This window comes from Pseudomonas sp. RA_35y_Pfl2_P32 (assembly GCF_963970735.1).
GTDB lineage: Bacteria > Pseudomonadota > Gammaproteobacteria > Pseudomonadales > Pseudomonadaceae > Aquipseudomonas.
Map to the genome: position 1 here is coordinate 81,103 of NZ_CAXAQF010000017.1, position 19,442 is coordinate 100,544.

21 protein-coding genes and 1 pseudogene are annotated in these 19,442 nt (G+C 60.7%); 11 read left to right on the forward strand and 11 right to left on the reverse strand.

What is annotated here, in order from left to right:
* Positions 1-6 precede the first annotated feature (6 nt).
* Complete coding sequence (locus AACY45_RS18125; RefSeq protein ID WP_008063531.1) at positions 7-1,029, forward strand: ABC transporter permease; 1,023 nt, start codon at positions 7-9, stop codon at positions 1,027-1,029.
* A 133-nt stretch (positions 1,030-1,162) separates the two neighbouring features.
* Here the strand turns inward: AACY45_RS18125 and AACY45_RS18130 are convergent, their stop codons facing one another.
* From AACY45_RS18130 to AACY45_RS18145, 4 genes are all read right to left on the reverse strand, one after another.
* A complete protein-coding gene (locus AACY45_RS18130; RefSeq protein WP_339546721.1) occupies positions 1,163-1,630 on the reverse strand; it encodes a hypothetical protein in 468 nt (155 codons plus the stop codon).
* Positions 1,631-1,821: 191 nt separating this feature from the next.
* The gene (locus AACY45_RS18135; RefSeq protein ID WP_339546722.1) at positions 1,822-2,241 is read right to left on the reverse strand and encodes a DUF6691 family protein; all 420 of its coding nucleotides are present in this window, start codon (positions 2,239-2,241) and stop codon (positions 1,822-1,824) included.
* Between the two features lie 2 nt (positions 2,242-2,243).
* Complete coding sequence (locus tag AACY45_RS18140; RefSeq protein ID WP_339546723.1) at positions 2,244-2,678, reverse strand: YeeE/YedE family protein; 435 nt, start codon at positions 2,676-2,678, stop codon at positions 2,244-2,246.
* Positions 2,679-2,834: 156 nt separating this feature from the next.
* Positions 2,835-3,755: a universal stress protein gene (locus AACY45_RS18145; RefSeq protein ID WP_339546724.1), complete on the reverse strand. Its 921-nt coding sequence runs from the start codon at positions 3,753-3,755 to the stop codon at positions 2,835-2,837.
* 273 nt (positions 3,756-4,028) lie between these two features.
* Here AACY45_RS18145 and AACY45_RS18150 point away from each other — a divergent pair, with 273 nt between their 5' ends.
* The 3 genes from AACY45_RS18150 to AACY45_RS18160 all read left to right on the forward strand — a co-directional run bounded on the left by AACY45_RS18150 (position 4,029) and on the right by AACY45_RS18160 (position 7,696).
* The gene (locus AACY45_RS18150) at positions 4,029-5,102 is read left to right on the forward strand and encodes an NAD(P)-dependent alcohol dehydrogenase (protein WP_182344225.1); all 1,074 of its coding nucleotides are present in this window, start codon (positions 4,029-4,031) and stop codon (positions 5,100-5,102) included.
* A 327-nt stretch (positions 5,103-5,429) separates the two neighbouring features.
* The gene (locus tag AACY45_RS18155; protein ID WP_339546725.1) at positions 5,430-6,668 is read left to right on the forward strand and encodes an MgtC/SapB family protein; all 1,239 of its coding nucleotides are present in this window, start codon (positions 5,430-5,432) and stop codon (positions 6,666-6,668) included.
* A gap of 104 nt (positions 6,669-6,772) precedes the next feature.
* Complete coding sequence (locus AACY45_RS18160; RefSeq protein WP_339546726.1) at positions 6,773-7,696, forward strand: universal stress protein; 924 nt, start codon at positions 6,773-6,775, stop codon at positions 7,694-7,696.
* Between the two features lie 53 nt (positions 7,697-7,749).
* Here AACY45_RS18160 and AACY45_RS18165 read toward each other — a convergent pair whose 3' ends face one another.
* Positions 7,750-8,313, reverse strand: coding sequence for a GNAT family N-acetyltransferase (locus tag AACY45_RS18165; RefSeq protein WP_339546727.1), 564 nt, complete (start codon positions 8,311-8,313; stop codon positions 7,750-7,752).
* 215 nt (positions 8,314-8,528) lie between these two features.
* On the opposite strand from AACY45_RS18165, the gene AACY45_RS18170 reads away from it, so the two are divergent.
* On the forward strand, positions 8,529-9,434 hold the full coding sequence (locus AACY45_RS18170; RefSeq protein WP_339546728.1) for a universal stress protein: 906 nt from the start codon (positions 8,529-8,531) through the stop codon (positions 9,432-9,434).
* A gap of 124 nt (positions 9,435-9,558) precedes the next feature.
* Here AACY45_RS18170 and AACY45_RS18175 read toward each other — a convergent pair whose 3' ends face one another.
* Positions 9,559-9,984, reverse strand: coding sequence for a potassium channel family protein (locus AACY45_RS18175; RefSeq protein ID WP_339546729.1), 426 nt, complete (start codon positions 9,982-9,984; stop codon positions 9,559-9,561).
* 242 nt (positions 9,985-10,226) lie between these two features.
* Here AACY45_RS18175 and AACY45_RS18180 point away from each other — a divergent pair, with 242 nt between their 5' ends.
* From AACY45_RS18180 to AACY45_RS18190, 3 genes are all read left to right on the forward strand, one after another.
* Positions 10,227-11,147: a universal stress protein gene (locus AACY45_RS18180; RefSeq protein WP_339546730.1), complete on the forward strand. Its 921-nt coding sequence runs from the start codon at positions 10,227-10,229 to the stop codon at positions 11,145-11,147.
* A gap of 98 nt (positions 11,148-11,245) precedes the next feature.
* Positions 11,246-12,634, forward strand: coding sequence for an MBL fold metallo-hydrolase (locus AACY45_RS18185; RefSeq protein WP_339546731.1), 1,389 nt, complete (start codon positions 11,246-11,248; stop codon positions 12,632-12,634).
* 45 nt (positions 12,635-12,679) lie between these two features.
* A complete protein-coding gene (locus AACY45_RS18190; RefSeq protein ID WP_339546732.1) occupies positions 12,680-13,138 on the forward strand; it encodes a hypothetical protein in 459 nt (152 codons plus the stop codon).
* A 40-nt stretch (positions 13,139-13,178) separates the two neighbouring features.
* Here AACY45_RS18190 and AACY45_RS18195 read toward each other — a convergent pair whose 3' ends face one another.
* Both AACY45_RS18195 and AACY45_RS18200 read right to left on the reverse strand, forming a co-directional pair.
* Positions 13,179-14,144: a ribose-phosphate diphosphokinase gene (locus AACY45_RS18195; protein WP_339546733.1), complete on the reverse strand. Its 966-nt coding sequence runs from the start codon at positions 14,142-14,144 to the stop codon at positions 13,179-13,181.
* Between the two features lie 41 nt (positions 14,145-14,185).
* Positions 14,186-14,752: a phosphoribosyltransferase family protein gene (locus AACY45_RS18200; protein WP_339546734.1), complete on the reverse strand. Its 567-nt coding sequence runs from the start codon at positions 14,750-14,752 to the stop codon at positions 14,186-14,188.
* A gap of 296 nt (positions 14,753-15,048) precedes the next feature.
* On the opposite strand from AACY45_RS18200, the gene AACY45_RS18205 reads away from it, so the two are divergent.
* The 3 genes from AACY45_RS18205 to AACY45_RS18215 are packed head-to-tail and all read left to right on the forward strand — an operon-like array spanning position 15,049 to position 17,378.
* Complete coding sequence (locus tag AACY45_RS18205; RefSeq protein WP_339546735.1) at positions 15,049-15,939, forward strand: universal stress protein; 891 nt, start codon at positions 15,049-15,051, stop codon at positions 15,937-15,939.
* A gap of 55 nt (positions 15,940-15,994) precedes the next feature.
* A complete protein-coding gene (locus tag AACY45_RS18210) occupies positions 15,995-16,699 on the forward strand; it encodes a phosphoribosyltransferase (protein WP_339546736.1) in 705 nt (234 codons plus the stop codon).
* Positions 16,692-17,378, forward strand: coding sequence for a dienelactone hydrolase family protein (locus AACY45_RS18215; RefSeq protein WP_339546737.1), 687 nt, complete (start codon positions 16,692-16,694; stop codon positions 17,376-17,378). The genes AACY45_RS18210 and AACY45_RS18215 overlap by 8 nt, the downstream gene beginning before the upstream one ends.
* On the opposite strand, the pseudogene AACY45_RS18220 reads toward AACY45_RS18215, so the two are convergent.
* The 3 genes and pseudogenes from AACY45_RS18220 to fnr all read right to left on the reverse strand — a co-directional run.
* Positions 17,375-17,512, reverse strand: a pseudogene (locus tag AACY45_RS18220) (erythromycin esterase family protein); the annotation flags it as partial. The gene AACY45_RS18215 and the pseudogene AACY45_RS18220 sit on opposite strands and share 4 nt — an antisense overlap.
* 167 nt (positions 17,513-17,679) lie before the next feature.
* Positions 17,680-18,663, reverse strand: a complete 984-nt coding sequence (locus tag AACY45_RS18225; protein ID WP_339546738.1) for a zinc-dependent alcohol dehydrogenase family protein — start codon at positions 18,661-18,663, stop codon at positions 17,680-17,682.
* A gap of 22 nt (positions 18,664-18,685) precedes the next feature.
* Positions 18,686-19,432, reverse strand: a complete 747-nt coding sequence (fnr, locus tag AACY45_RS18230; protein WP_339546793.1) for a fumarate/nitrate reduction transcriptional regulator Fnr — start codon at positions 19,430-19,432, stop codon at positions 18,686-18,688.
* Between the last annotated feature and the right edge of the window lie 10 nt (positions 19,433-19,442).

The following is a 19,442-nucleotide window of genomic DNA, read 5'->3' on the forward strand; positions in this document are numbered from 1 at the left end:
GTGGTTATGAATGCGATACTGGAAAACAAACCAGCAACGGTACCGGTCAAGAGTCGCCGACGCTTTCCGACGGAACTGAGCATCTTCCTGGTGCTGATTGGCATCGGCCTGGTGTTCGAGGTGTTTGGCTGGATCGTGCGCGACCAGAGCTTCCTGATGAACTCCCAACGCCTGGTGCTGATGATCCTGCAAGTGTCGATCATTGGTCTGCTGGCCATTGGCGTGACCCAGGTCATCATCACCACCGGCATTGACCTCTCATCAGGCTCAGTGCTGGCGTTGTCGGCGATGATTGCCGCCAGCCTGGCGCAGACCTCGGACTTCGCACGGGCGGTATTCCCGTCGCTGACTGACTTGCCGGTGTGGATTCCAGTGATTGTCGGGCTCGGTGTCGGGCTGCTGGCGGGGGCAATCAACGGCAGCATCATTGCAATCACCGGGATACCACCGTTCATTGCCACGCTGGGCATGATGGTCTCGGCCCGTGGCCTGGCGCGGTACTACACCGAAGGCCAGCCGGTGAGCATGCTCTCGGACTCCTACACGGCCATTGGTCACGGTGCGATGCCGGTGATCATTTTTCTGGTGGTGGCGGTGATCTTTCACATCGCACTGCGCTACACCAAGTACGGTAAATACACCTACGCCATCGGCGGCAACATGCAGGCGGCGCGCACGTCCGGTATCAACGTCAAACGCCATCTGGTCATCGTCTACAGCATCGCCGGGTTGCTCGCGGGACTGGCGGGTGTGGTCGCTTCGGCCCGTGCCGCCACCGGGCAGGCCGGGATGGGCATGTCCTATGAACTGGATGCGATTGCCGCCGCGGTCATCGGCGGCACGAGCCTGGCGGGCGGGGTGGGGCGCATCACCGGCACCGTCATCGGTGCCCTGATCCTTGGGGTGATGGCCAGCGGATTCACCTTCGTCGGGGTCGACGCCTACATCCAGGACATCATCAAAGGCTTGATCATCGTGGTCGCGGTGGTCATCGACCAATACCGCAACAAGCGCAAACTCAAGCGCTGAGTGTGACTGTAAACAGCGAGGGCCTGTTCTGGCCCTCGCTTGCCCATACTCCCATCACGTATTGAAATGGGTTGCCGCGTTCTCGACGGCGTTACGTGAGCGGCTTTCCCGTCTGGTCAGACTCGGCGCTGGCCTACTGCCCAGGCTTGGCCGGTGGCGGCCCCTGCATGAAGTGTTGATGGCGCATCATGTTGTCCATCATCATCTGTTGCATCCCCGTGTACCTGTCCATCATGTACTGGTGTTGATTCTTCTGCTCCGGGGTCATGTTCGAGTAATCCTGCCACCCCATCATGTGCCCTTTGCCCATCATTCCCGGCCCCCGCATACCGTTCATCATGCTCATTCCATTTTGCATGGTGTTCCAATGCTCCTGAAGGAGCTTCTGGCGCTGCTGGGGATCCTGGGTTTGCTGAATTTGCTCCATCTGAGCCTGCATCTTCTTGAAGATGTCTTGCGCCTGAACCATCTGCTTATCGAACTCGGCCACATTCGGGGCCTGTTGTTGCGCCTGCGGCACTTGAGGTTGTTCTGCTGCCAATGCCCATAGGGGGGCTAACGAGGCGGTGAGGAAGAGCACGGCCAATCTGCTGTTTTTCATGTCTGGCTGCCTGGGTAGGGGTGAGCTGAAGCAAATGCCGAGTTGCCAAAATTGAAAGCCTCAGCATGACCCTTGAACAAATAGCAGAGCCGTCGCAAGCGCCTTTGACATACATCAGATACTGAAGTGATTGTCCGCACTTCGCAGGTGCTACCGACCACCGCGTGTTCGTTTTCCCGGCGCTCTGCCTTTCAATGAGTTCGCCGAGTCTCCAGCGCAGTAAACAACAACATGCCGGCCAGCATGGCCAACATGAACACGATCGCTTGCCAGTGTCCGGTCAGCACAATGGCCACGGCGGGGCCAGGACAGATGCCCGCTATCCCCCAGCCGATGCCGAACAACAGGCTGCCGCCCACCAAACGCGGGTCCAGCTCACGTTTGCTCGGTAGCTGCATTGGCCTTCCCAGCAGCGAGCTGGAGTGTTGCCGCGCCCAGGTGAGCGGGCCAACGGCTACGCCAATGGCGGCGACCATGACCAACGCCAAGGAAGGGTCCCAGGCACCGGCCAAATCCAGGAAAGCCAATACTTTTGTCGGGTTGGCCATGCCTGCCAGAAGCAGACCCAGGCCGAACAGCAGGCCAGAAATGAACGCACTCAGCTTGATCATGTTCAGCCCCCCAGCAGATGACGCAAGACGAACACCGTGGCGAAACCACTGAACATGAAGCACGCCGTGGCGACCATCGATCGCGGCGAAAGGCGCGATATGCCGCACACCCCATGTCCACTGGTGCAACCCGAGCCGTAACGGGTGCCGATGCCCACCAGTAAGCCCGCAGCCGTGAGTCCGAGCCAGCCACTCTGGAACTCAAGGTGGGGCAGGGTGGCAAACAGTCCCCATACCAGCGGCGCGATGAGCAGGCCCAGGAGAAACAGCGCTTTCTCGATTGCCCCTTCGCTGCGGCGCTGTAACAGACTGCCCATCAGACCGCTGATGCCTGCGATGCGTCCGTTGGCAACGACGAACAGACTGGCCGCCAGGCCAATCAATGCGCCACCGGCAAGGGACGACCAGGGAGTGAAAGTGAGCCAATCGATATTCACGAAGCTTCTCCGGCACACAGGTTCAGACAGGGTTTGGGTCACGGCCAATGCCGCGCTGAGCAATGCGGCTCATGGCAGTCACGTGGGTGGTATGGCCACCCACGTGGCTGGAAATCTGAAGCCAGCGCGGATGAGCGCGGCGGGTGCCATCGACCGTCAGATGTTTTCTGGAGACACCACCCACACGCTGCAGGGCATCTTATACAGCAGATGCTCCACCGTGCTGCCGATCAACCGTCCCATACCGCGGTGACCCACACGTCCCATGACAATCACATCGATGTCATAGGCGTCCGCATAGCTGGAAAGCACCTTGGCAGGATTGCCCATGATCATGTGCTGGCGCTCAGGCGCGATACCGTTGCGCTCGGCAAGGTCGCGAAACGCATCCGCCTGCGCGTCGAACAGGACCTTGGCTTTTGCCGAGGAGAAAAACGCCGAGCCATTGCTGAAACCGAATTCGTCCGCGCTGATGCCGGAAAGGTCATGGGCGTAGATCACGTCCAGTTCTGCATCACAGGTGCTCGCCAGTTTGGAGGCCTCACGCAGAATCCGGTCGTTGAGGCCCTTGTATTGGTCATCGGAATGAAACGGATCGACGGCGGCGACGATCCTGCGCGGCAAGATATTGTGCAATTGACTGACGAAATGCAGGGGCACCGGGCATTCGCGCAGCAGATGGATATCCAGTGGCGTAAACATCAGGCGTGACAGCAGCGACTCGTGCTCCAGGGCCTTGATCAATACGCTCATCGGCTGCTCTTTGAGGTGAATGAGGATCTCCTGCAGCGGCCTCTCTACCCAGACGACTTCCGTGGTCACCTGCACACCGATCTTGCGCAAGGGACGCGCCTGGTCTTCGAGCCACTGACGGTGCCGCTCGACATAGCCCAGTCGCATCTGCTCCATCGCCTGCTCGTTGACCAAGCTGGCGGTTGCCAGCCCTTCAAGGTAATCGAACGCCACGATATGCAGGGCGGCGCCCGCAGCTTTGGCCAAGGCAGCGGCCCGGTCGAAGGCGGGGCTGTGCTCCATCAGCGGCGAGACGACCAGCATGAAACGTGATTGATCAGTCATGACAACTCTCCGGTGAGGTGATCGTGCAATCGCTCGCCCCAATGGTTGCGGTGTTTTGGGGCCGTGCAGTCTTGCCTTTAGCCTGCCGCTGTTCAGGGCATCGGGATTGATCTTTGTCAAAGGGAGGGCAAAGGAGGGTGTTGCCCGACGCACGGTTGTCCGGGCCTGGTCCAGTGTCGACATTGTTGACCATTATCAATCTTTCGCCTGGCGCCCCGGCGCAGTCTTTGGGCTTGTGCAGAACGTTGGCTCATACGTTAAGGAGGCATCCCCGTGGCAACCATGAGAGCAGCGGTTTTCGTTGAAAAGAACCGGATCGTGCTGGAAGACAAGCCCGTCCCTGAGGTCGGCCCACTGGACGCATTGGTGCGTATCACCACCACGACCATTTGCGGCACCGATGTGCATATCCTGCGTGGTGAGTACCCGGTGGCCAAAGGGCTGACCGTGGGCCATGAACCGGTTGGCGTCATTGAGCGGCTGGGCTCACAGGTGCGCGGGTTTGTCGAAGGGCAGCGGGTAATCGCCGGTGCCATCACGCCCAGCGGCCAAAGTTACGCCTGCCTGTGTGGCTGCGGTTCCCAGGACGGGCCGGACACCCGTCATGGCTTTCGGGCTATCGGCGGCTGGAAGTTCGGCAACACCATCGACGGCTGCCAGGCCGAGTACGTACTGGTACCGGACGCACTTGCCAATTTATGCCCCATTCCCGACGGGCTCAGTGACGAGCAGGTGCTGATGTGCCCGGACATCATGTCCACCGGATTTTCCGGGGCTGAGCGGGGTGAGGTGAATATTGGCGATACCGTTGCGGTGTTTGCTCTAGGGCCCATCGGGCTCTGCGCGGTCGCCGGTGCACGGCTCAAAGGCGCGACGACGATCATTGGCGTGGATGCCGTGGCCGAGCGCATGAGCGTCGCACGAAAATTGGGTGCGACCCATGTCGTCAATTTCAAGGATGGCAACGTGGTCGAGCAGATCATGGCCCTGACCGATGGCCGGGGTGTCGATGTTGCCATCGAGGCCCTGGGTACCCAGGGCACATTCGAATCAGCGTTGCGGGTGCTGCGTCCGGGGGGACGACTCTCGAGCCTGGGCGTCTACTCCAGCGATCTGCGCATTCCCCTGGACGCCTTTGCTGCAGGGTTGGGCGATTACAGCATTGTCACGACCCTGTGCCCGGGCGGGAAGGAGCGCATGCGCCGCTTGATGGCGGTGGTGCAGAGCGGTGGTGTGGACCTGTCGCCGCTGGTGACCCACCGCTTCAAACTCGATGATATTGAAGCGGCCTATGAATTGTTTGCTCACCAACGGGACGGTGTCATGAAGGTCGCGATTACGCCGTGAGGCGGTGCGCGCGGATTCTCGACGTAATACGGAGGTCGCTATGATCATTGATATCGAGGAGCAACGGGCAAGCCATTGCTGGGTCGTGTGCATGGATGACTTTAAAGTGAACTTCAACAGTCTGGGGGAGCACAGGCATTTGTTGGCCTGCTCAAGGCCCGTATCGTGGCGCCCCATGTCTGGCCAAGTAGCGCTGGCCTGGCACATGACACACCACGCAAACCAGGCCGGCAAACGGCTTACGCCAATGGCAAGCGCGTTTGCGCCGACCCCGTGGAGTAACGATGTGGTCCAGTGCAGGGCGCCGCTCAGCCAGATGACAACCCAATGAACGGGGCCGTTGGGCTGACCGGTGCAGCTGCAGCGCTGGGGATTGGCATGCTCATCGGTCTTGAGCGCGAACGGCACAAGGGGCAGGGCGAGACCCACGCCTGTGCGGGTTTGCGGACATTCGCCATTACGGCGTTGCTGGGGTATGGGGCGATGCAAGTCGGGGGCGGCTTGCTGGTAGGCATCGTGGCCATCACCCTGGGACTACTCGTCACAGTGGCTTATTGGCGAAGCCTGAGCGACGACCCCGGGGTGACCAGCGAAGTGGCGTTGTTGACGGTGCTGGTGCTGGGAGCGTTGTGCGGCAGGAGCCCGGAGCTGGCGATCGCTATCGGCGTGGTGCTGGCCGGACTGCTGACGTATCGAGAGAAGCTTCACCACTTTGCCCGCAGCCAATTGACGGATGCGGAGCTGGGCGACGGCCTCATCCTCCTGACGGCTGCACTGGTTGTGCTGCCGTTGGCGCCTGACCGTTTTATCGGTCCCTATGCTGCGATCAATCTGCGCACTATTTGCAGCCTGACTGTATTGCTCATGGCGGTGGGAGCGGTTGGGCACATCGCCGTTCGAACCCTGGGAACCCGTTATGGCTATGCAATCAGCGCCATTGCCTCCGGATTTGCCTCCAGCATCGTGACGATCGCCGCCATGGGCCATCTTGTCGCCCGGCAACCGGAAAACATGAAGGTTCTGAGCGCCGCCGCGATCCTGTCCAATATCGCCACCGTCACTCAGGTCGGCCTGATTCTGGGGGCGGTCGACCCCGGTCTGCTGCGTCACATGTGGGGACCCCTGACCGGCGGCGCTGGCGCAACAGTCCTGTATGGCTTGTGCCTGATCTTCCCCAAGCCGGCGTCCGGTGCCAGCCAGCCGATTCAGGTCGGGGGTGCGTTCAATCTCAAACTGGCCCTGATTGTCACGTTGACCATGACCGGCATCGCCTTTGTGTCCTCCATGATGCTGAGCTATTTCGGCCAGGTAGGCGTGATGCTGACCGCCACGTTCAGCGGTTTTGCCGATGCGCATGCCTCCACGGCCTCGATCGCCACGCTGGCCAAGTCCGGCCAGTTATCCTTCGATGCCGTTGCCGTTCCCGTGCTGATTGTGATCAGCAGCAACTCCATCAGCAAGTGCGTGGTGGCGTGGGTCAGCGGCGGACGAGGCTTCGCCGCTCATGTGATACCGGGCCAAGTGTTGCTGACACTGGCGATGTGGGCAGGTCTGTGGATTTCCTGACGGACATCGCACACGTCACTGACAAAAATCAAATGCCCAACGCTGGCAGCGATCAATCTGTAACTCGATTACTGGATTGAAATGGCCGCGTGCCGAGGTGCCCCATGTCGCAGACTCAACGTTTACTCTTGATCGCCCCTCCAGCCATGACGCGCACCCCGGCCTTCGACCGGGCCACGGCGTTGGCGCTGGCGATGCAAATGCCCGTGCACATCGTGGCGTTCGACTATTCACAGGCCCTGGCGGTGTCGGGATTGTTCGCCCCGGAGCAATTCGCCCTGGCTCGGGATGGCTACCTGCAAACCCATCGCCAATGGCTCGCCGATCAGGCCGCATTAATGAGCAAACATGGCGTGGAGGCGACCAGCGAGGTGGTGTGGGTTCAGCATCCCTACGAGGAAGTCCTCAACTTCATCAATGAAATGCCGCTGGCACTGATCATCAAGGACGCTCAGGAAGAGTCGGGGTTCAAGCGGGTGTTTTTCACACCGCTGGATTGGCAGTTGCTGCGTGACTGTCCTGTGCCGGTGCACCTGGTGACCACACCGCTGAATGCCCGGCCGCGCAACGTAGTGGCCATCATTGATGTGCTGCGCGACGAGGAACAAGACACGGTGTTCAACGACCAGATTATCGATGCAGCCGCCAAACTGGCGGCCATCTGTGAAGCCAATCTCGACCTGCTGCATGTCTATGACTGGACGGCTGTGTACGCCCAGGGCATGGGCTTTGGCGCATTGCCGTTGGCCACCGGGCTCTATGAAATGCTGGGAAAGGCCCAGCATGAAGCATTTTCGGCCATTGCCGAACGCCACGGCGTGCCACCGCAGTGCAGGCACTTCATAGAGGGAGCCCCCGTGCCGAGCATTTGTGCATTTGTCGGTGAGCACGACACCGATGTCATTGTCATGGGCACCGTGCAGCACAAGGGCTTGAGCAAACTATTGGGCACCACGGCCGAGCAACTTCTGCATCGGGCGCCGTGCAGTGTGCTCGCGATCAAACCGGGGAAAATGCTGCAATCCTGAGCGATGGATCGCCCCGCGATGAATCGTTGGCCGGAACATCGCGGGGCGATTTTTTACAGGTAAAGCCGGTGAATGACCTGACGGCTGTCGTCAGGGTCATTGTGCGTCTCGAAACCCAGCGCCTTGGCCAGGTCGCGCATTGGCGCATTGCTGGAGGCGTCCACCGAGTACATCTGGTGAAAGCCATTCTTGCGGGCGGCCTTGATCAGATGCCCCATCAGTAAGGTGCCCAGCCCCAGGTGGGTCCATTCATCGGCGACCGTCACGGCGCATTCACACTCATGCTCGCGGGTGGTCGCGTAACGGCTGACGCCGATCTCGATCAGTTGCCCGTTTTCATGGACCAGCGCGATATAGGCCATACGCTGCTTGTTGTCCGTGTCCATCAACTGATTGAGCATCGCAGCGCTGGGCTCATTGACCTGCGCGAGAAAGCGCATGTGCCGGGATTCGGGGGACAGCCGCTTGATGAACGCGTATTCACGGTCGCGGTCCTTTTGCGCCAGTGGCCGGATCAGCACATGGCGCCCATCCGTGAGCGCTTCAATCCAGTGTTGCCCAGTGACCGCGGTGTAAGCCGCCGCCGCCCGATCATTGTGCTCTTTGACGTTAAGCATGGGAGTACTCCTCCAGTGCGGTTGGCAAGTCGGGAGCGCGACACAACTGCCGCGTGTGATTGTTGTTTTACACCCTTGCCCACGGCTGGATCTGATCTGGATCAGACAACCGGGACGACGGCACGGGTTGGCCTGTGTTTGATGTAAATCAAACGGCGCCCGATGAAGGCGTGCAGTCTTGAACCCTGTCGACACTCGATGACCGGAGGTGTGTGATGGGTAAATATCAACGGCTTCTATTGATCGCTGGTCAAACTCTGCACCAGTCGCCTGCACAGCTGCGCGCCGTCGCATTGGCTCTGGAGGCCGGGGCCGTACTGGAGGTGCGAGCCTTCGTCGAACCTGCGCCGGTGGTTCATTATTGGGAAGAGCAAGTCGACGATGCCGCGCAGCAACGTTATTTACGTCGCCACCGTCGCTGGGAGGCCGAAGAACTGGATCGGCTCAGCGACCTGGGGCTGCAGGCAACGGTCAAAACCGTCTTCACGACCCATCCGCTGCTGGACATTCTAAAGACCGTCGAGGATCTCAAGCCCGATCTGCTGATCAAGGATGTCACCCTCGAACCCGTGCTCAAGCGGGTGTTCATTACCCCACTTGATTGTCACTTGTTGCGTGAATGCCCGATCCCTGTGCACCTGGTCAACCAAGTCCACTACAGCTTGCCCCACCGGATTGTCGCGGCAGTGGACCCGTTCGACCCCTCGACACACATCAGCGGATTGAACGACACCATCATTCAGACGGCGAACGCCCTGGCCCTGCAATGCGATGCGCCGTTGCACCTGCTGTACGCCTATGACTTATCGCCCGCGTTCAATGGCGACGCACCACTGGCGGGGGGCGGTTGGGGCGTGGACGTGATCGAGGAACTGCGTCAATCCCTGCACCAGGCGTTTATTACATTGGCGCAGCGTTATGGCGTGCCACCCGAGCGCCGGCATTTCGTCATGGGCCTGCCGGTGCCGGTGATCAGTGCGTTTGTCCAGCAGTACCTGGCCGATGTCGTGGTTATGGGCACGGTACACCGCACGGGTGTTGACCGGCTGATCGGTAGCAACACAGAGCGCGCGTTGTACTCGGTGCCCGGCAGCATTCTGGCGGTCCGGGCCAATCGCTGACCTGGCGCCAGCGCTTCGCAGGGACCTGGGCGGCGTCAGCCCTGAGGCCTTCGAAAGTGCCTCACTTTGAGGTAGGAAAATGTCTAAGGGGGCGGGGCAGTCCATGATTCGAACGCGATAGCGACTATTTGCGTTTCCAGTACTTCTGCATTTCCAGAAACAGAAAGGAGGCAGTCCAGGTGATGAGTACCAGCCCGGTCAGGGCTTGCAGCCCGGTCAAATACTTGATGTCGCCCACCGGTGAAATATCGCCAAAGCCGATCGTCGTGTACGTGGTGAAGGAAAAGTACACGCAGTCCATCAGTGAACCGTCGAAGTTGCCCGTCAAACGGCCCCATCGACCGGCGCGCACCATGAGGTAGTAGACCAACGCGAAGCACCAGACCTCTGTTGCGTGGGCCAGCAGAGCGCCGAAGACCCCGACGACAATTCTGAAGCGGCTCCAGAGTTTGAGCCGGGGTAGCCAATCGTTCAGTCGCAGCAGGCACTCGTAGTGGATCACGACGGCAATGATGACCACCAGCATATTGATCAGCGTGACTGCCAGCATGGCAAAGCTCCAGGAGGAGGGGGGGAGTCGGGGCACGTTGCAGGGCGTATGAGCTCCAGCGGTCAATGTAGTTCTACACCTCAACGCCGGAAAAAGGTTGAGCTGAATCAACCATGGATTGACTAAGCCAGAGCGCGTCGTTTCATTGTCGGCAGCGGCTGATTCGTTGATAAAAATCAGGTCCCCCCTCGGCATGACACCCAATAATCAACAGGCAGGCAGGACCCAGGGCGAGGTACGTGATGCACAAGCTCAAACGCATTCTATTGATAGCCCCCAGCGAAATTGCCCTTACCCCGGCGTTTGAGCGTGCGCATGCCTTGGCGTGTGCAACCGGGGCGTTGTTGCACATTGTCGCGTTCGATTATGTTCAAGCGTTGGCGGTAGCCGGGCTGCTGGACCACGATGCGATGGCCCAGGCACGGGAAGGTTACTTGCAGGTGCACCGTCATTGGCTGGATCAGCAGGCCCGGTTTTACCGGTGCGCTGGCCTGCAGGTGAGCACCGAAGTGGTCTGGGCACGGTCGAGCCTGAGCAACCTGCTGGAGTACGTGAACGATTTCCATCCGGACCTGGTGATCAAGGACACCCATTACGTGGCGGCACTTGACCGGGCCTTTCACCGGCCTCTGGACTGGCGCCTGCTGCGCGAGTGTCCGACGCCCCTGCATCTGGTGACCAATGCCAGAAATCCCAAGCCATTGAAAATCCTGGCGGCGATCGATTTGTCCCATCTGGAAGAGCTGACCCAGGGGTTGAATGACCGAATAGTCGATCTGGCCTCTACCCTGGCGACCAGCTGCGGGGCCGAGCTGCATTTGCTCAACGTCAGTCGGTGGTCAGAATTAAGCGATGTCCCGATGAGTGTGCCGACAAGCAGCCTTGATGACAGCTTGAGGGACGCGATTGAAGATACTCAGCAAGAGGCTTTCGATGTGCTTGCCGAGCGATATGGCGTCAAGGATGCCCATCGACATCTCCTGACGGGCATTCCCCACCAGGTCATTGGCGTGTTCGCGCAGCAGCATGCCTTCGACATGGTGGTGTTGGGCACGGTTTATCACCAGGCGCCTGAACGGTTCATGGGGGATACCGTCGAGAGCCTGTTGAACCAGGCCCCGTGCAGTTTGATGATCGTCAAACCAGTGCGCTCATTCGATTGAACGAGGTGTCATCGAGCCTGCAGTTGATAAAAATCAACTGCCCTTGGGCCAAAAGGCGCGATCAATAGCGCTCCTCTGAATGTTCAAGGGCAATGGTCATGCGAATCACGTTTCTAGGTGCCGCGGGTACGGTCACGGGTAGCAAGTACCTGCTGGAGCATGGCAACCAACATCTGCTGGTCGACTGCGGCCTGTTCCAGGGCTACAAGCAACTGCGACTGCACAATCGCGACCCGTTCCAGCTTCCGGTCGGCGACCTCGATGCCATTGTCCTGACCCATGCCCATCTTGATCACAGCGGCTATCTGCCCTTACTGGTGCGCAATGGTTACCGCGGCCCGGTCTACGCCACGCCCGCGACCTGTGAGCTGGTGAAGATCCTGCTGCTGGACAGTGGCCGCCTGCAGGAAGAGGAGGCCGAGTTCGCCAATCGGCATGGCTTCTCCAAGCACAGCCCGGCGTTGCCGCTCTACACCGAGCAGGATGCCCAGCGAGCCCTGAAACTGTTGCGGCCGGTGGACCTGCACCACTGCGTAAAAATCCTCCCGGACATGACCCTGCTGTTTCGTGGTGCCGGGCATATCCTGGGCGCCGCGACGGTGGAGGTGATTGCTGGCGGCCAGACCTTGGTGTTTTCAGGGGATCTGGGGCGCCCGAACGATCCGGTGATGTTCGCTCCAGAAACGGTCGAACAGGCGGATTTTCTGCTGGTGGAGTCTACCTACGGTGATCGTCAACATCCGGTCGAGTCGCCACAGGCGCAATTGGCCGACGTCGTCACCCGCACGGCACTGCGCCGAGGGATTACCCTGGTGCCATCGTTCGCGGTGGGGCGTGCACAACTGCTGATGTATCACCTGTATCAATTGAAGCGCAAACGGGCGATCCCGGATATTCCCATCTACCTCAACAGCCCGATGGCTACCGATGTCACGCTGCTGTACCAGCGTTTCCGGAACGAGCACCGGTTATCCATGGAAGACTGCGAAGGCATGTGCCATGTGGCGAAATTCGTCCACACCGTCGACGAATCGAGAGCGCTTGATCAGCAGCGCACCCCGGCGGTGATTATTGCCGCCAGCGGCATGGCGACGGGAGGACGTGTGGTCCATCACATCAAGGCGTTGGCACCGAATCCGGTCAACACCTTGCTGATGCCAGGCTTCCAGGCCGGGGGCACCCGTGGCGCGCAGATTATTGCCGGTGCGCCGTCGGTGCGTATCCACGGCCAGGACGTGCCGATCCGCGCCGAGGTGGTATCAATGCAAACACTCTCTGCGCACGCCGACGCCGATGAAATCATGCAGTGGCTGCGTGGGTTCAAGCGCCCGCCCAAACATACCTTCGTTGTCCACGGGGAACCCAATGCGTCGGATGTGCTGCGCCGGCGAATCAGCCAGGAGTTGGGGTGGTCGGTGTCGGTGCCGGAGTATCGCGATAGTGTCGAACTCTCCAGCATTGACCTCCCCGCGGATGCCTCACGCTAACCCCGAACGCCGTAGTCTTGATAAAAGATGGCGAGAGATCCAGTCATGGCAAACCACACGCTTTTGAGCCGGTATCACGCGGTTCGGGACTGGAGCAGGGAAGCTGCGCACCAATACCTGCACTGGATGGGTTCCCTGTCCTGGAAGGGTGAGGCAACCTTCTTGTTGTCGGTCTCGATGGCACTGATGGCGGGCTACCTTATGGTGCTCAGCTTTGCCTCTCACGCGGTGCAGGATTTGGTCGACGCGTGCACCGTGCGTTTAGAGGTCGAGTTTGAAAATGCCGAGATGTATGCCCTGCCCAAAACCCTGCCTCGGTCGTTGTGTGAATGCGTGACACATTCTGTGCTCGACAAAAACGGCATGGTGCGTCTGGCCATGCTCAACCAGCACATGCTGGATCCGATGGCCCTTGAACCCGTCACGCAACAGGAAGAAGAGGCCTGCATCAAAACCCTGTGGCTGCCCCATATCGAACTGGCCAAGGGGCAGGTGAGGCCCTAGCGCCTGCGCTCAAGCCTCGCTGCCTGCGGGCTCAATCCGTTCAGGCGTGATCAAAAGCCCCATTTTCTGTCAGAAAGGTGGCGATCAGGGCGGTGCTGTCCAGTACCTGCAACTGACGCGTGACGACGTCAGGGGGCAGGCGAAACGGCGGCACGGTGTCGGTGATCGCGATGTGTTCGAAGATTGGCGAGTCGAACAGTTGGCCACCCGCCGTAAACAACCCATGGGTGGCGGCGGCGAACAAGCGTCCGGCACCGGCCTTCTGGCAGGCATGGCCGGCATGCTTGAGCGTTTCCCCCGTGCTGATCAGGTCGTCAAAAACAATGGCCGTCTTGCCGGCGACATCGCCAACCAGGAGGCTGCCGGTCAGCGTGGTATGGGCCCGGTGTTTCTCCATCAAGGCGCCGCCGACCGGGCGGCCCAGTTGCTGCTCCAGGGCCTGCCGAAACTGCTCGGCTCGCTTGATGCCCCCCGAGTCCGGGGAAACCGCAACCACGTCGGCGTCGCCGACCACCTTGGCGAAATGCTCGGCGAACAGTTGCGCGCACGGCAGGTTCCACGCCGGCAGGCGAAACGCGTTGTCGAACGCCGCCGGATTGTGCACTTCCAGGGTGATCAGGCGATCCACGCCACTGACTTCAAAAAAGTTCGCGACGTAACGCGTAATGGTCGGGTCCTGAGGCTGACTGCGGCGATCCTTGCGCCCGTAGCAGAGGTAGGGTGTCACCACTTGAATGTGGCGAGCGCCCGCGTCCTTGAGTGCGCCGCAGAAAAACAGCAGACGACACAGCTTATCGTTGGCGCTCTGTCGGCCATCCCCATACAAGGCGTGGAGCACCACGACCTCGCGGCCGTTGACCGGATCCAGCGGGCGGCATTTATGCTCACCGTCTTCATAGTCGCGCTCCTCATGGCGCGCCAATGGGCAGCCAAGCCGCTGCGCCACCCGCAGGGCATAGGACTCGCTGCCTTGCAGGGCAAAAAGAAGCGGGGGCAGGGTGAGCATGCGGGACTCCTTGGAGGCCGTTGGTCGCCGACCTTTGTTCGTTAGCGGGCGGCGCCATGGCGCACAACTTCAATGCAAAACGCCTGCTCGAAGGGCGGCACGTTACATTCGACGATGTCGGCGGCAGCGACTTGCAGGTGCACGCCGACAATGTCGGCGCGGATCGGTTGCTGGCAGGTATGCCGGTCGACCAATACGGCAGTGTAGACCCGCCGCGCACCCAGTTGCGCCAGATACGCGCACGTACGCAGCAGCGAATGGCCTTCGAACAGCACGTCATCGACCACCAGCAGCGTGGTATTGGCCAGGTCCACCCGGTCCAGCGCCGGGTTTTCGGTCAGTTGCGTGTAATGATGCAGCACCTGCAAGTCGTCGGCGTAACGCTTGACCTTCAGCGGGTAAAGCGGCAGTTCCGGCTGGTCGGTCTGATGCGCCATGTACTGGCGCAACCGTTGAGCCAGCGGTTCGCCCCGGCGCTGGATGCCAATCAGTGCCGCGTGGCCTGGGGGCAGCAGGGTACTGGCCTTGCGCGCCATCGCCTGCAGCACATCATCGAGTTCTTTGCTGTCATACAGGCGCACCCGCTGACTGGCCAATAGGGTCGTCATTGCCTTCTCCTGTCACCGCGCCTTGCGCGTGCGTTTTCGGTCAATGTAGACCGCCAGGCTGGGGCGCGATTGACATTGATCAAAGATCAATTCAAACGTCGATGGCTTGAGGCGTGCGTATGCCCGACCACTGTCGGTGGGCATGGGCATGTCTTGCGCACGCATTTGACATAAATCAACGCCAGGGTCACGTCGACAGAGGATTCTGAATTGGCAACCAAGGTGCCTGATCCCGCGGCGAACACGACAGTGGCCCGCGGGCTGTGGCAAGCGTGCAAGCCCCCTGGAGTCCGATCATGAGCCAGTACCGACGGTTATTGCTGATCATCAACCCGACCCTGCGCCAATCCCCAGCCATGAACCATGCGGGCGACCTGGCCAAGGCCTGCGGTGCAAGCTTGCACATCGCCGCCTTGATCCCTCCCTGGAAACTGTTGTCGCTGCTCGAAGAGGGCGATCGGGAAGAGGCTCGCGAAGGTTTCCTGCAAGACCATCGCGACTGGTTGAAGTATCAGGTGAGCCATCTGCGCGATAGCGGCATCGAGGTGACTTCAGAGGTCACTTGGGCCGACGACATTCAGCAAGACATCCTCGATCGCGTGGCAGACCTGCAGCCCGACCTGCTGATCAAGCAAGTGCAGCGCGAGTCGGCACTGCGGCGTGCCTTTTTCACCCCCCTGGACTGGCGCTTGCTGCGTCACTGCCCGACGCCGGTCTATCTGCTTGGAGAAGGTCATCTCGCCTTGCCGCGCAAGGTCGTGGCAGCGGTTGATGTTTCCAATACCCAGGCGCCCAACAGCGAGATCAATGAGCGGATCATCCAGCAGGCGTCCGGCTTCGCCCTACAGTGTGAGGCCGAGTTGCACTTGCTCTACGCCTGTGACATTTCCTCCCTGTACCTGGGCGATATGGGCGGCGCAGGCTTGGCGCTTCCAGACCTCGGCAGGCAGTTGCTCAACGCACATGAACACTCATTCCTCATGCTCGCCGAGCGTTATGGCGTGCCCGCGGACCGACGGTATTTCATTGAGGGGCACCCTGTCTCGGTGCTCGATACGTTCGCCGATGAGCAGCACATGGATGTGATTGTGATGGGCAGAGTCCAATCGCACGGCCTGGACAAGCTGCTGGGCAGCACGACCGAACATATCCTTTATCAGGTGCCGTGCAGCGTATTGGCCGTCTAGAGCGGCCGGGCCACCTGATACGAAACGCCAGGCGTGATCGCCTGGGGAGGTTTCCATGACTCAGAGTCCCTCAAGGCAAACCACCTTGGTGAACCGCATCGAGGCCGGTCGGCGCTTGGTCGAGCCCTTGCTCAAATACGCCCATCGACCTGAAGTCATCATTCTGGCCTTGCCCCGTGGCGGTGTGCCGGTGGCTTATGAAGTCGCCACGGCCCTGCAGGTGCGCCTGGACCTGATGCTGGTGCGCAAGCTCGGCGTCCCCTCCAACCCGGAATTCGCCATGGGCGCCATCGCCAGCGGGGGCATACAGATCCTCAATGACGATGCCCTGCGGGCGCACCCGCTCGATCGAGCCAGTTTCGAGGCCGTGGTCGCCCGGGAAACCCAAGAGCTGTCGCGGCGTGAGCAGGCTTATCGCGGCGCGCGCCCACCCCTGCGCCTCAAGGATCAGGTCGTGATCCTGATCGACGACGGTCTGGCGACAGGGGCGTCCATGATGGCGGCGGTCCATGCGGTCCGTGCGCAAGCGCCGTCACGCATCGTCATCGCCGTGCCGGTAGCGCCACGGGAAACGCTTGAAGCGATGCAATACGAAGTGGATGAAGTGATCTGCCCGCTCGTTCCCGAATGGATGATCTCGATCGGCTACTGGTACATGGATTTTCCCCAGACCTCGGATGAAGAGGTCATCGACCTCCTGCAGCGAGCCTGGCAGCGCGAATCCGCCGCCGACGCCGCTGCGCAGACTGGCCATGATTGAGCCTCAATCGCGAGACATGAACCTGCCGGACGTCGAATTATCCGCCGAGGTGCGGTTGCCGACGAACACCCGCGCCCTGGTGATCTTTGTGCACGGCAGTGGCAGTGGTCGTTCAAGCCCGCGTAATCAATACGTGGCCGATGCCCTGGCTCGGCGGGGGCTGGGTTCGCTGTTGTTCGACCTGCTCACGGAATCGGAGCAGCGTCTGGATAACTGGACCCGGGAACTGCGATTCGACATCCCCCTGTTGGCCAGACGACTGGTTGATGTGATCGATTGGATCGGCCGGGACCCTGAGTTGAGCACCCTGCGTATCGGCGTGTTCGGCGCCAGTACCGGTGCGGCTGCCGCGCTGGTGGCGGCGGCCGAGCGCGCGGATGTGGTCGCGGCGGTAGTCAGTCGGGGAGGGCGAACCGACCTCGCGGGGCCGGCATTGGCCAGGGTGAAGGCGCCGACCCTGCAGATTGTCGGGGCACAGGACTCGGTGGTGTTCGGCTTGAATTGCCAGAGCACCCGGGCCCTGCGGTGCGAGCAACGACTGGAATTGGTGGCAGGTGCCACGCATCTTTTCGAAGAGCCCGGAACACTCGAGGACGTGGCCAGGCTTGCCGGCGACTGGTTTGAACGTTATCTGCAGCCCCCCGCCCCCCTGAGGGCAGGGGGCGGTACGCTGGCCTAGACGCCAAACGGATAGGTTTCGTCTTCCGGCTCCACCTGCTGGCTTTTCGGCAGGGGCAGCGCGGTGAGCGGGGTGGTTTGCTCGATCCAGATCATGGCATCGAATTGTTCGGCCAGCATTGACTCGAAGTCGTGACCGAACCACAAGGCGTGCTCATCAGCATCAATTCCGATGCTCATCGAACCGCCGACTTTTCCCATTTGCGCTATGGGGTCGCCCAGGCCCGTCGGGCCTGGCTGGAATGTCGAGACGTGCTCAATACCTGCTCTGTGTCTCAGTCGTCATCAGCGCCGCTCGTGTGTCACGGAACGAGCACGATCGCGCCGTTGAACTGACCACTGCGCAACAGCGCCAGTGCCTGATTGGCCTCGTCGAGGGAAAACTGGGTGGTGTCGCAGTGTACGGGGGTGTGTTGCAGCTCTTCAAAAAACGCGGTGCCGTCGTCGCGGGTCAGATTGGCCACGGATCGCACGCTACGTTCGCCCCAGAGCAGCCGATAAGGAAAGGCCGGGATGTCACTCATGTGAATGCCGGCGCAAATCACGCAGCCGCCCTTGACGGTGGCGGCCAGCGCCAGCGGCACCAGGGCGCCGACAGGGGCAAAAATCAGGCTGGCATCGAGCAGGTGCGCAGGCGGCTGATCCGAGGGGCCGGCCCATTTGGCCCCCAGGGACCGGGCGTATGCCTGACCTTCAGTGTCGCCCGGTCGAGTGAAGGCGTACACCTGCTGGCCTCGGCCCCGGGCAACTTGAATGGCCAGATGCGCTGCGGCGCCAAAACCGTACAAGCCAAGATGGTGTGCGCTGCGTGCCATTTGCAAGGCGCGAAAGCCGATCAGCCCGGCACACAGCAACGGTGCGGCCTCCGTATCGGAAAGGGCCTGGGGGATAGGAAAACAGAAGCGTTGGTCGGCCACGGTGTATTCGGCGTATCCACCGTCCAGATGGCAGCCGGTGAACAGGGCCTGATCGCAGAGGTTTTCCCGTCCGCTCTGACAGTATGCGCACTGCCCGCACGTCCAGCCGAGCCAGGGAACGCCGACCCGCTGGCCGATGCGCTCGGGGTCTGCATGGAGGCCGACGGCCATTACCTCTCCGACGATTTCATGCCCCGGCACCCGGGGCAGCACCGCTTGAGGCAATTCACCGTCCACCAGGTGCAAATCAGTGCGGCAGACACCGCAGGCCAGGACTTTGATCAACAGTTGATTGGCCCCGGGTGTCGGAATGGGTCGATATTCCCGTTGCAGCGGCTGACCGGGGGTGTGAACAACCATGGCGCGCATCATGATGTCCGCTCGACCGGGGTCAACAGGCAGGAGGGGGATGGCAGCCGGAAATCAACTGCTTGAGGCCTTCAAGATTGAGGATTTTGACGTTGCGACCTGAGATTCTCACGAGCTCCTGGTCCCGCAGATGTGCGATGCCCCGGCAAATGGTTTCCAGGCGCAGCCCCAGGTAGGAGCCGACTTCCTCGCGGCGCATTTTCAACACGAAATCCGTCGGTGAATACCCACGGGTTTTCAAACGTTGCGACAGGTTCAGCAAGAAGGCCGCCAGGCGCTCGTCCGAGTTCATGTTGCCCAGCATCATCAACATATCGTGATCGCGCACGATTTCCCGGCTGAGAATTTTGTTCAGGTTGTGCTGCAGGGAAGGCAGCTCATGGGCGAGTTTTTCCAGGTGAGCAAAGTTGATGGGGCAGACTTCGCTGTCTTCCAGGGCCACCGCATTGCAGGCATGCAGGTCCGTGCTGATAGCGTCCAGACCCAGCATTTCGCCGGGAATCTGGAACCCCGTGACTTGCTCGCGACCATCGATCGTAAGAATGCTGGTCTTGAACGAGCCGATTCGCACCGCATACAGCGAACGCAGCTCATCGCCAGCCCGGTAAAGGGCCGCGCCCTTTTTGACCTTCAAGCGTTGCACGATCAACGTGTCCAGACGCTCGACTTCCGGGCCGGTCATGCCGATGGGCAGGCACAGCTCCATCACACTGCAGCTTGAGCACGCAGCCTTCAGGTAATGGGGATTTAGAGCGCGGACATCAGGCATGAGTCGTGAG

Coding starts and splice junctions, on each gene's coding strand:
- AACY45_RS18160 (WP_339546726.1), top strand. CDS start 6,773: ATGTCGCAGACTCAACGTTTACTCTTGATCGCCCCTCCAGCCATGACG.
- AACY45_RS18170 (WP_339546728.1), top strand. CDS start 8,529: ATGGGTAAATATCAACGGCTTCTATTGATCGCTGGTCAAACTCTGCAC.
- AACY45_RS18125 (WP_008063531.1), top strand. CDS start 7: ATGAATGCGATACTGGAAAACAAACCAGCAACGGTACCGGTCAAGAGT.
- AACY45_RS18165 (WP_339546727.1), bottom strand. CDS start 8,313: ATGCTTAACGTCAAAGAGCACAATGATCGGGCGGCGGCGGCTTACACC.
- AACY45_RS18180 (WP_339546730.1), top strand. CDS start 10,227: ATGCACAAGCTCAAACGCATTCTATTGATAGCCCCCAGCGAAATTGCC.
- AACY45_RS18185 (WP_339546731.1), top strand. CDS start 11,246: ATGCGAATCACGTTTCTAGGTGCCGCGGGTACGGTCACGGGTAGCAAG.
- AACY45_RS18190 (WP_339546732.1), top strand. CDS start 12,680: ATGGCAAACCACACGCTTTTGAGCCGGTATCACGCGGTTCGGGACTGG.
- AACY45_RS18215 (WP_339546737.1), top strand. CDS start 16,692: ATGATTGAGCCTCAATCGCGAGACATGAACCTGCCGGACGTCGAATTA.
- AACY45_RS18210 (WP_339546736.1), top strand. CDS start 15,995: ATGACTCAGAGTCCCTCAAGGCAAACCACCTTGGTGAACCGCATCGAG.
- AACY45_RS18155 (WP_339546725.1), top strand. CDS start 5,430: ATGAACGGGGCCGTTGGGCTGACCGGTGCAGCTGCAGCGCTGGGGATT.
- AACY45_RS18130 (WP_339546721.1), bottom strand. CDS start 1,630: ATGAAAAACAGCAGATTGGCCGTGCTCTTCCTCACCGCCTCGTTAGCC.
- AACY45_RS18205 (WP_339546735.1), top strand. CDS start 15,049: ATGAGCCAGTACCGACGGTTATTGCTGATCATCAACCCGACCCTGCGC.
- AACY45_RS18200 (WP_339546734.1), bottom strand. CDS start 14,752: ATGACGACCCTATTGGCCAGTCAGCGGGTGCGCCTGTATGACAGCAAA.
- AACY45_RS18195 (WP_339546733.1), bottom strand. CDS start 14,144: ATGCTCACCCTGCCCCCGCTTCTTTTTGCCCTGCAAGGCAGCGAGTCC.
- AACY45_RS18225 (WP_339546738.1), bottom strand. CDS start 18,663: ATGCGCGCCATGGTTGTTCACACCCCCGGTCAGCCGCTGCAACGGGAA.
- AACY45_RS18135 (WP_339546722.1), bottom strand. CDS start 2,241: ATGATCAAGCTGAGTGCGTTCATTTCTGGCCTGCTGTTCGGCCTGGGT.
- AACY45_RS18145 (WP_339546724.1), bottom strand. CDS start 3,755: ATGACTGATCAATCACGTTTCATGCTGGTCGTCTCGCCGCTGATGGAG.
- AACY45_RS18175 (WP_339546729.1), bottom strand. CDS start 9,984: ATGCTGGCAGTCACGCTGATCAATATGCTGGTGGTCATCATTGCCGTC.
- fnr (WP_339546793.1), bottom strand. CDS start 19,432: ATGCCTGATGTCCGCGCTCTAAATCCCCATTACCTGAAGGCTGCGTGC.